The sequence below is a fragment of the Alteribacter salitolerans genome (assembly GCF_016901055.1).
GTDB lineage: Bacteria > Bacillota > Bacilli > Bacillales > Salisediminibacteriaceae > Alteribacter > Alteribacter keqinensis.
On the sequence record NZ_JAFEUX010000004.1, the window covers coordinates 434803 to 445161 of the forward strand.

10 protein-coding genes and 1 pseudogene are annotated in these 10359 nt (G+C 47.9%); 1 reads left to right on the forward strand and 10 read right to left on the reverse strand.

Annotated elements, in window-relative coordinates; genetic code table 11:
• Window positions 1–16: 16 nt before the first annotated feature.
• On the reverse strand, window positions 17–1258 hold the full coding sequence (gene fabF, locus JSY36_RS10775) for a beta-ketoacyl-ACP synthase II (protein WP_205166409.1): 1242 nt from the start codon (window positions 1256–1258) through the stop codon (window positions 17–19).
• Window positions 1259–1296: 38 nt separating this feature from the next.
• Window positions 1297–2229, reverse strand: a complete 933-nt coding sequence (locus tag JSY36_RS10780; RefSeq protein ID WP_205166410.1) for a beta-ketoacyl-ACP synthase III — start codon at window positions 2227–2229, stop codon at window positions 1297–1299.
• Window positions 2230–2454: 225 nt separating this feature from the next.
• Here JSY36_RS10780 and JSY36_RS10785 point away from each other — a divergent pair, with 225 nt between their 5' ends.
• The gene (locus JSY36_RS10785) at window positions 2455–2718 is read left to right on the forward strand and encodes a hypothetical protein (RefSeq protein ID WP_205166411.1); all 264 of its coding nucleotides are present in this window, start codon (window positions 2455–2457) and stop codon (window positions 2716–2718) included.
• 198 nt (window positions 2719–2916) lie between these two features.
• On the opposite strand, the pseudogene JSY36_RS10790 reads toward JSY36_RS10785, so the two are convergent.
• From JSY36_RS10790 to JSY36_RS10825, 8 genes and pseudogenes are all read right to left on the reverse strand, one after another.
• Window positions 2917–3177 (reverse strand): annotated as a pseudogene (locus JSY36_RS10790) (hypothetical protein); the annotation flags it as partial.
• 218 nt (window positions 3178–3395) lie between these two features.
• Window positions 3396–4664 carry a hemolysin family protein gene (locus JSY36_RS10795; protein WP_205166412.1) on the reverse strand — a complete coding sequence of 423 codons (1269 nt, stop codon included), beginning with the start codon at window positions 4662–4664 and terminating at the stop codon, window positions 3396–3398.
• Window positions 4665–4804: 140 nt separating this feature from the next.
• Window positions 4805–6235 (reverse strand): phospholipase D-like domain-containing protein, encoded by a 1431-nt coding sequence (locus JSY36_RS10800; protein WP_205166413.1) that lies wholly within the window; start codon window positions 6233–6235, stop codon window positions 4805–4807.
• A gap of 349 nt (window positions 6236–6584) precedes the next feature.
• Window positions 6585–6914 carry a hypothetical protein gene (locus tag JSY36_RS10805; RefSeq protein WP_122897554.1) on the reverse strand — a complete coding sequence of 110 codons (330 nt, stop codon included), beginning with the start codon at window positions 6912–6914 and terminating at the stop codon, window positions 6585–6587.
• Between the two features lie 203 nt (window positions 6915–7117).
• Entirely contained in the window at window positions 7118–7672 is a 555-nt protein-coding gene (locus tag JSY36_RS10810; protein WP_122897555.1) for a DinB family protein, read from the reverse strand.
• Window positions 7673–7791: 119 nt separating this feature from the next.
• On the reverse strand, window positions 7792–8760 hold the full coding sequence (locus JSY36_RS10815; protein ID WP_205166414.1) for a BMP family ABC transporter substrate-binding protein: 969 nt from the start codon (window positions 8758–8760) through the stop codon (window positions 7792–7794).
• Between the two features lie 136 nt (window positions 8761–8896).
• Window positions 8897–9064 (reverse strand): hypothetical protein, encoded by a 168-nt coding sequence (locus tag JSY36_RS10820; RefSeq protein WP_205166415.1) that lies wholly within the window; start codon window positions 9062–9064, stop codon window positions 8897–8899.
• Between the two features lie 103 nt (window positions 9065–9167).
• Window positions 9168–9872 (reverse strand): hypothetical protein, encoded by a 705-nt coding sequence (locus JSY36_RS10825; RefSeq protein ID WP_205166416.1) that lies wholly within the window; start codon window positions 9870–9872, stop codon window positions 9168–9170.
• Window positions 9873–10359: the final 487 nt, after the last annotated feature.

The following is a 10359-nucleotide window of genomic DNA, read 5'->3' on the forward strand; positions in this document are numbered from 1 at the left end:
ACTTTTTCCATACACATTACTTACTGAACTTTTTAAACACAAGGGTAGCGTTGTGGCCGCCGAACCCGAGCGAGTTGCTCAGGACAGCGCTCACGTCCTGCCTGCGGGCTTCGTTAGGTACGTAATCGAGATCGCAGTCCTCATCCGGTGTTTCAAGGTTCATCGTCGGCGGGATGATCCCTTCCTCGATCGCTTTAACCGAGAAGATCGCTTCAATGGCACCAGCAGCACCGAGCAGGTGTCCGGTCATGGACTTCGTTGAGCTGATCGCCAGGTTACGGGCGTGATCGCCGAAAACGCTCTTCACGGCAATCGTCTCGTACTTATCGTTATACTCCGTGCTTGTCCCGTGCGCGTTCATGTAGGTGATGTCCTCAGGCTTAAGACCAGCGTCCTCAATCGCCTGACGCATGGCACGGACGCCCCCTTCTCCCTCTGGTGCCGGAGCAGTCAGGTGATACGCGTCACCAGTGGCGCCGTATCCTACGATTTCAGCGTAAATACGGGCGCCGCGCTTCTCGGCACTTTCAAGAGATTCAAGAATGAGAATTCCCGCACCTTCACCCATCACAAAGCCGTCACGGTTTTTATCAAACGGGCGGCTCGCTGTTTTCGGATTCGGGTTCCGTGACATGGCCTGGGCACTCGTAAAGCCGGCGAATGACATTTCTGTAAGCGGCGCTTCTGCCCCGCCCGTAATCATCACATCAGCGTCTCCACGCTCGATTACTTTAAACGCGTCACCGATGGAGTTTGCACCGGAGGCACACGCCGTTACCGTACAGGAGTTAATGCCTTTTGCCCCAAGCTGAATGGAAACTTGTCCACTGGCCATATCAGGAATGAGCATTGGGACAAAAAACGGGCTTACTCGGCGATGTCCGCGCTTCTCATAAAGACGGAACTGCTTTTCGTACGTTTCCATTCCCCCGATACCCGAGCCGATCCAGACGCCGACACGGTCCGCATTGGATTCATCGATCGTCAAGTCGGCGTCTTTGACCGCCATATGTGCACCAGCTACAGCAAATTGCGTAAAGCGGTCCATTTTACGGGCATCTTTTTTATCCATAAAGCTGCCTGGGTCGAAGTCTTTGGCTTCACCTGCTACCTTTGTTGGAAAATTCGCTTCTTCATACCGGTTAAAAACATCAATTCCCGATTCACCGTTAATGAGCTTTGTCCATGTTTGTGCCAGATCATTTGCTAGAGGGTTAACGGTACCCATACCCGTTACCACGACTCTGTTCTTTTTCATGATAAAAGACTCCTTTCTCTGTGCCTGTTTTATGCTGTTTATTTACCCCATCGGATGGCCACAGAACCCCATACGAGGCCGGCGCCGAATCCGACTAAAACGACGATATCATCGTCTTTTATTTTACCATTATCAATGTCATGCATTAAAGATAGAGGAATAGATGCGGATGAAGTGTTGCCGTAGCGGTCAACCGTCTTACTCATTTTCTCGATTGGAAGGTCAAGACGCTGACGGGAAGCTTCCATGATCCGGATGTTTGCCTGGTGAGGTACGAGGAAATCACAGTCGTCTTTAGTGAGTCCTGCTTTCTCCAGGGCGTTAATCGATGATTCACCCATTTGGCGAACAGCAAACTTAAATACTTCACGGCCGTTCATCATCAGATATTTTTCCTGTTTAATATGCGGCCAGCCACTGCCGTCGGAACCAAGTTCAAAAGAGAGAATCCCTCTATCCCCAGATGCCGGTGCTACAACTGCAGCTCCTGCACCGTCTCCGAAAAGAACGGCTGTGTTCCGGTCCTGCCAGTCGACGATTTTGGAGAGCTTCTCAACGCCTACCACCAGTACTTTTTCATAGGCACCGTTTTCAACGAACTGCTTCGCGGTAGCCAGTCCATACATAAACCCTGCGCAGGCAGCGCCGACATCCATTGCGGCTGCTTTCTTTGCCCCGAGCCGGTCCTGGATCATGGCTGAAACAGACGGAAAACGGTACTCCCCTGTTACGGTTGCTACGATAATCAGTTCAATATCTTCTGCTGCCACATCGGCTTTTTTTAATGCATCAACAGCTGAGAAATACGCCATATCAGACGTGTCCACATTATCTGAAGCGATGCGGCGCTCTTTAATCCCCGTGCGGGTTTGAATCCACTCATCTGACGTGTCTATCTTTTTCTCCAGTTCCTCATTGGTTACAACGTGTTCCGGAACGTAGGAGCCTATACTCCAAATTCCTGCTCTCATCTCTATTCTCCTCCCTCTACGCGGGAAAAAAACATGAGCATGCCAAAGGTGGCGCCATGTTTTTTTGCAACCGGTGGTCTGTCCTTGGTGTTTCCACAATTTATACTTAATATTATGACCTAGTACTAAAAGAAATGCAATGATTTTAGGACAGTCCCCCATACCGTTTAGAAGCTGGATCATAGTATGACAGTGAGAATGTTTTTTCAAAGGAAGGTGATATCCATGGCTCAGGAGGAACGCGAACGACCGGGACGGAACTTTTTTGATGACTTGATGTTTGGGGCCCGGCCTGAAGAAGAGGAACAGCCGGAAAACGAAGAAGTATCTGAGGAAACTGAGATGTCCGAAGCTCAGATGGAGCAGACGATGGCACAGATTGCGGCAATCATGGATACAGCAGAAAAACTAAAGCCCTACGCAAAACATCTGGCGCCGATTTGGGACGCGATCAAAAAGGTTGCCACCACCAAACCAAAGGACGATTGACTCATCCATCCCTTATCCCCCTGGAGAACCGCAATGCGGATCTCCTTACATAAAAAAACTCCGCCGGAAGCGGAGTTTTTCTTATTGGTAGGTGCTTCCGTAAAAGCTTCCCTGACCCGGGCCGTAACTCTGCCCGCCGAACTGATTGCCAAATTGCGGACCAAAGCTCGGGCCGAATTGGTTACCAAACTGCGGGCCGTAACTCGGGCCAAACTGCGGACCAAAGCCCGGACCGAACTGCGGGCCAAACCCCGGCTGGCAATAAGGCGGAACACAGCCTGGAGGGTACGGTGGTCTGTTCCAAGGTCCCAGTGCACCAACCAGCCCACCTAATGCAAGTCCTCCAAGAAACGGAATAAACGGGAAGTAACGCTCGTCATGACCAGGTCCCGGACCCGGTCCCGGCCGAGGTCCCCCTCTGTAGCCGCCCCCACGGTAATACGCAGGATGTATCGTCATAAATGTAAGCCTCCTTAACCATTCGCCAGTACGCCCTCAAACGCGTCTGCTCCCTACCATCATATGAGGACAATACCCAAACGCGCCTGTCCCCCCAGCCTAGTTGTCACCCAGACAACAGCACCGACACGGGTCTGTCCCCGCACAATTTTGTGTGAGTGGGATTAGGGGGAAATAGGAAAACCCGGAACCTGATTGAGGTTCCGGGTTTATTATTATCAACCTGATGCAGATGCATTAGGCAGAAGTTCTGAAGTTACCATAATGGTTCGAACCCGTCGTTCATCGGACTCGTGTACTTTCAAATTCAGGTTTTCGTAGGTCAACTCATCGCCTTTATCAGGAATCCGCTGGAATTCCTCAGACAGCCAGCCTCCCAGTGTGTGATAAATCGTATCCGGCAGCTCCACTCCTGTGAACCGTGCAAAGTCATCCAACGGATAGTCGGCATGAAACAGGTAGGTTGATGCATCCATCTGTTTAAACAGCTTTACATCATCGTCATGTTCATCGTAAATTTCCCCAACGAGCTCCTCAAGTATATCCTCAAGTGTAATGAGCCCGCTCGTACCCCCGTATTCATCGATTACGATGGCCATATGAATTTTTTCCTTTTGCAGCTGGGGCAGCAGAGCATGAATCTTCATCGATTCCACTACAAAGATCGGTTCCCGGACCAGCGCTCTTATATCAACTTCACCCCGAATGTAGGAGGTAAAGAAATCCCTCTCAGATAAAACACCAATGATGTTATCAATGTTCCCTTCATAAATCGGGATTCTGGAAAAACGTTCCCTGAAGAAAGTCTCTTTAATCACTTCGGTATCCTCGGTCACATTTAACGCCGTCATATTCGTTCTCGGCTTAAACACTTCGGCTACAATAATGTCATTAAAATCAAACGAACGGTGAACCAGTTCTCGCTCATTCTCATCAATGACTCCTTCTTCTTCACTGATTTCCACCATCATTTTCAATTCTTCTTCCGTCACCGACGGGTGGATGTCATTCTTTTCAATGAGTGAAGAAACACCTTTCTTCAACTGAAGAAACAACCAGTTGACCGGGTAAATAACCCTGATTAAAAGAAGCAGTACCCCTGAAATCTTTGAACTGAACGCCTCAGCATACTCTTTTGCAAAGGATTTCGGCAGGATCTCCCCAAAAATCAACACCAAAATGGTCACAACAAACGTACTGATAAACACGCCCAGACTCGGACCGAAAATCTGTACTGCCAACTGGGCAGAAATCGTCGCAGCAGCGATGTTTACAAGATTGTTTCCGACCAGGATGGTAGACAGGGCCTGGTCAAAGTGTTCGGTAATATAAAGAGCCTTTCCGGCCCCTTTATTACCCTCGTCCTTCATCGTTTTTAACCGGATCCGGTTGGCACTTGAAAATGCCGTCTCTGCTGATGAGAAAAAAGCAGACAATAACAGCAGTAAAACTAAAAATAAAATTAACAGCAGGGGAACATCTCCCAACGCCATCACTCTCCCTTTCGTTTAATTATATACTTTTTTGCTGAATGTCAATACAATATTTTTATTATTCCGACTACTCCTCTTTCCTCGTGCCGGGCGATTTGTGAATTGGTTCACGAACCGCCTGGCAGCTGTACTAATCAGAATGTCGAGAATCCTGTGCGTTCCTGCAGGATATAGAGCATGTGCTTCAACCGGGAGCGGTCTTTGTATTTTTCCGAGTCGGCAGTAAAGTCTCCATCCTCATTCGACCAAAGCCGGTCAAAGTAAGCGGACACTTCTTTCATCAAAGGCGTGTCCGGCTTTCCAGACACTTTAAGGTCGGTTTCGAGGTTAAAATCATCAATGTTCCGACGTGTAAAATTTGCAGCGCCACCGATGAGTGTGGTTCTTTCAGATGAATCAAACTTGAATAATTTTGTATGATACTGCTCTCCAGCGGGTGTATTATACCAGCGCACTTTTATTTTTCCCGAAGAACGCTCTTCCAGTTCATGGGCCACCACCTGGTTCGGAATGCCGGGTTTGGTTTTACCGAAAGCATGAATGTTCGGATCAAGAATAATCCGTATCTCAGTGCCACGTTCGGACGCATCAACGAGTGCGTGAATGAGCTCCCTGTCCGACAGGTAAAAGGCTGCGACAGTAATCGCGGATTCCGGTCCTGACGATGCGATCTCCTTCAGGAGGTGTTCTTCAATTTTACCCTCCGTAAGAACTTGAACTTCATACTTTCCTGTGGCATCGGACGATTTTGCAGCAAAGGTGTCTAGCATCCGGGCATCAAACCCGGACTCTTCCGCTGTTCTTTTTTCTGTATAAAGAAGGTCGTTAATGACGCTGCCTTTGACCACGAAGGCAAAGTTTGAATTGTAGGCGCCACGACCCTGAAAGTTCAGAGAAGTTACAAAGGCTTCTTTTTCGGTGAATATCAATTTGCGGTGGTTGCCTTTTAAATTCAGAGCCTTCAGATAAGATCGGGCGGTCACATCCGGGAGTTCGGCACTCATTACGTTCGGGATCCAACCCTGGTCCCCCGTGCCGAACCACTGGGCAAACGTCCGCCACATGCCGGAGTATGCAGGTGCAGGATCCCGCAGCTTCGTGTTATCAAAATAGACTGTATGTATGCCGTGCTCCCTGAGCTTTTTAATGTGGGGAGATTCGTGGGAACTGTATGACCGGTTGATTTCATCGGTGATAAAAAGAATGTTAAGATCCTCACGCTCGGTCTTTCTTTCAAGGAGAGCGTTTGTTACTTTTCCGGCCAGGGATGGGTAGTTTTGCGCCGGTTCTTCGTGGTCGTTAAATAAAAACATATCGATGACGATGAATAATTCAGCTTCTTTAATCGATAAAAGCATCCGGTTGACAATCTCCTGATTGATGATGGTTTCTCCGTTTTTTTCGTAGGTGAGATCCTGTAGGAATTCAACTTCGGGAGTGCGGTGAACCGGTCCTTCATAGGAGAATCCTTCAGGGAGAGGCTTTGTATGTCCGTAGATGGAAACGGGCACGACGATGGCTGAAAATATAATGATAATTGCTGCGATGAGGCGTTTGACGTTCATGGTTTGGTCCCCTCCTTTTGCTTATATTATGAGGCAATTGGGAGGGTGTCATTCGGCGGGGAGGACAGAGAGTACGGGATTCGCCATTCTGGGTAGAGCGGATTTATTTCCAAACGGATTAACTCTATTCGAAAACAGGGTTTATTCTGCCGAAAACTGTTATAGGAGGAGTCAACGCTTATTTACCTCTTGATTACAGGGAGATTCTACCGAAAATACGATTAATTCTGGTGAAAACAAATCTAATTCTGCCGAAAACTTTTACAGCTCCCCTGCAGCGAAAAAAAAGATGCAAAGTACAAAAAACCCAGAAGAAGCAACCTCCCCGGTCACTCTCCTGGCATCGAATCTATTCCCCTGCCTGCTCCGCAAGGCTTTTCATAAGCTCTTCAAACGTTTCATCCACACGTTTTTTAAGCTTCGCTTCTTCTTCGTTTTTCGGCTCGCATTGCTGTAGCTCCTCATAGGTAGCAAGGAAGTCCTCCACGCTCTGGGTACCGATCTGGGCCATGGACAAATGGACTAAAAACGTCACATTCGGCTTGTCTTCCTGGTGCAGAAGAGGCTTGAGTGGTTCGAGAAGTTCCTTTGCTTCCTGAAAGTCTTTCCGGTGAACCGCCTTATATCCGTTCACAACCCGGTCCGCCATTGATTTTAATGCTTTATTTGCTTCTGTCATTGAAAATCCTCTCCTTCACGTTTTCGTCCCCTAATCGTAAAGAAAGTCACAGCCGGATGCAAGTAAACCGGCCGTTCGGCAGCACATCCGAAAACTCCTTCCCAAAACCCCCATTTACACAATTGTTCGGGGGACAGACCCCCACCACCGGTCCCCCACCACTGTGCAGTAAAAAAGCGGCCGCACAATGCGGCCGCTTTTTGTCAAATAGATAAATACGGTGTATTAAAGTGGTCCCATTTTTCTCTTTTCCCGTTCAGCATCCTAAACAGGAGGGCAATCTGCCCGCGGTGATAGCTTTCGTGATCGATGAGGTGGTAAAGAACCCATTCAGGCGAGCACAAGGTATCTTTTCCATTCAGGTTTACCTGGAGCGAGGCACGCTTGAACTCCATGTCGCTCATGGTCATGTAGTGTTCCCGGGTCATTTTTCTTACTTCACCGAGTCGGGCAAGAAACCACGACTTCTCCAGGCCCGTTGGTGCTTCGATTTCCTGCTTTTCGATAAAGTGGAATCGCTCTTTCTCCTCTGCGGAAAGCTCGCTTTGCTGAAGCCCGATACGGTTCCACCAAAGTTCAACCTGAGCTAAGTGAAGCAGGTACCCGGCTGGTGTAGGCAGCTCCTGAGAGTGAAAATACAGATCAGAGTCGTCCACCTGGTCAATCATTTCCAACAGTTTCTCCCGCGTTTCGATGAGCCCGTTTAGTAAATACAAAGAATCCCGGGTCGGACCTTGTGATAATGTTTTCTTTTCCATGATTTTCACCTCTGTTTTATAGTTAATAAACGATTCTGAATCAAGCGATCAAGGGTCGATGCAGCCGCTCTTCCCCCGCTATAGAAAAAAGCAGATGCATCCACATCCGCTTTTTTCTCTTACTCTTTATCTTCTACCTCGAAAGGCAGTTTTCCTGTCTCTGTGTAAATTTCAACGTATTCAGTAAGCCAGTCCTTCACGTCACCGGGCACATCTGCGGAAAATTCACCCATGGCGATGACCCCTTCCATGAAATCGTAATACCGGTTTCCGCTTTCCAGGTCGCCGCTGTTAAACTGCGAGGCGACAGTCTCATAGAGGGTGTCCACACGCTGAACGGTGCTTGTGAGAACCGTTGACTCCCCAAGATCGAGCTGATCGGCAATGTAGCCGATCGCATAGGCATCGTCTGCTTTAACCTGTTCGATCACCGCCACATGATAACCGTCCCCCGCCGGGTAGTACACATCAACGTTGTCTGCACGCATCGTTTCATAAATATCCAATGCTCCCTCCACATCGATCCAGCTTTCTACAAAACCTACGTGAACGTCCACATCGGATCGTTCGAATCTGGCACCGTCTTCAAATCCTTCCACCTCCGGCTGCCAGTCAAAGGCGCCAATCACACCAACTGCGTTTGTTTCTGACATCCGGCTGGCGAGCATTCCAGCAAAAAAACCCATGGAATAGCCCTGGAAATGTAGGCTGGTCACATTTTCACCTGCCACTTCCCCGTTGAAACTCACGAAATGAATATCCGGATAATCATCCTTCAGCTCCATAAAAGCATCGGCGTAAATGTTGCCGTGACCGAAGATCAAGTTGACGCCTCCTGCGTCAAACTCTTTTACTGCATTATGTATTGCTTCTTTACTCCGAATGTTCTCTTCGTACAGGACATCCACTTCCATAGACGAATGAATAGCAAGGATTCCCTGATACCCTTTTGAATTCCACCCTTGGTCATCCATTGTATGGGGCAGGAGAAGTCCCGCTTTGTGCAGCCCGCCGTTTTCAGCTGAAATTACACAGCCACTCAGGAAAACGGATAATAAAAGGATAAAAAGCACTGGCAGTCGGTTCATCTGTTTGTTCACTCCTCTGATCACTCAAGCACCACACGCCTTGCATGCTATATGATATAGGTATAAATAACTAATATCTATATATAAAAGTTCGACAGCACGGTTCCCCTTTCCTTTTACCTATATTACAAATTTCTTACATTCTATTAACGTTTCGGTGAAAAGCCCATTCAAAGATTCCCCCGAGAACGAGAGCAATAACAGCGGCAAGTCCCTGTCCAAGCCCTAGAGGCCCGGTTAAAACAAAAAAACAGACCAGTGCCACACCGGCAAAAATTGCGATTCCTAAAAGTAACTGTTTCAACTTATTTCGACTCCTTTGTAACCCTTGTCCTATTTTGGAAAAGAGAGGATGACGTCATCCTCAATATCATCGCAAAACTCCTCCCCTATCGCAAGCCATTATTTTACAGTCCCTCTTTTTCATTGAAGAGACGCTCCATCCACTCAATCTGACGCTTCACCCCCTCTGCCGGGGTAAGACCCTCAACGGTAACCACCGTCACGCCTTCCCCAACCGTTCGTTCTGCTGCAGTGACATTCAAGAGCTTCCCGGCCCCCTTGAGATGCTCGAACGTATCCAGGACAGTGGTGAGACCGGTCTTCCATGTTTCAGATCCCGGGCTCGAAAGAAGAATCGGTCCATCCTCCGCATTCTCCATTTTCTCGAACACATCAGACGCAGCATCTCCTGCGTATAAAAGATCCACCGCTTCTTTTTCCGCAGCAAGGGTCAGGCGGGAAAACTCTGCGTCTTTACCTTCCAAAGCGGTACGGATCAGACTTGAATAGACCATCGTTTCAGGCTGAAAAGGGCCGTAAAGGGCTGGCAGGCGGATGTCGCCGTCCTTATCTGCGGAGGTCACGCGGATCCCGTTCCCTCCCGCCTCACGCTGGTAGGCGTTTACAATGACCGGGTTGTCGTCTCGTTCATCAGCCTCTGATTTGAGGGTAAACAGACTGTTTCGTGCAAACAGGTCTCTCATTATTTCCTGTTCCTCATTAAGGTCTTTGTTGTCCACAGCGGTGACTTCGATGCCGCGGTTCATGGCTTCCTCGCACAGATGGTAGCCGAAAAAATCAAGGGCGTTCACAATGGTCACTCGTTTCATGGGAATGCTCCTTTTTTAAAGTGTTGTTGAAATAACTTTTAGTTAGAGCCACTGCTTCACATCACTTCTTGAAGACACGAGTATTCTGTTATTCACCTCCACAATAGTGACTTTCATTAAAAATAACTGATTTCGCTATTCTTTCATTTTAATAAGAAGCCATAACCTTTCAAGGTAATCTAGCTGAAAAAAGACCTTTGCCTATTTTCGAGCGTCATGTTGGAAATAAATTAGTGTCTAATTTCATAAAAAGTGTTGATTATGCTGAAAAATGTAATGAATCCGAAGTGCCTGAGACTCCCTCGGGAAAAGTTGATGTACCAGGGGTTAAGATCCCTTCTAGTTCTTTTAAAAAAATTATTTATTGAGGTGGTGATCCAATACTCTTCTTACCTTTTCTAATTTTAGAAAAGAAAGGGAGTGAGATTGACGCGTCGCGGTAGGAGATTGGAAATCATCTCCTTATTCCGATATAGGCACATAGGAT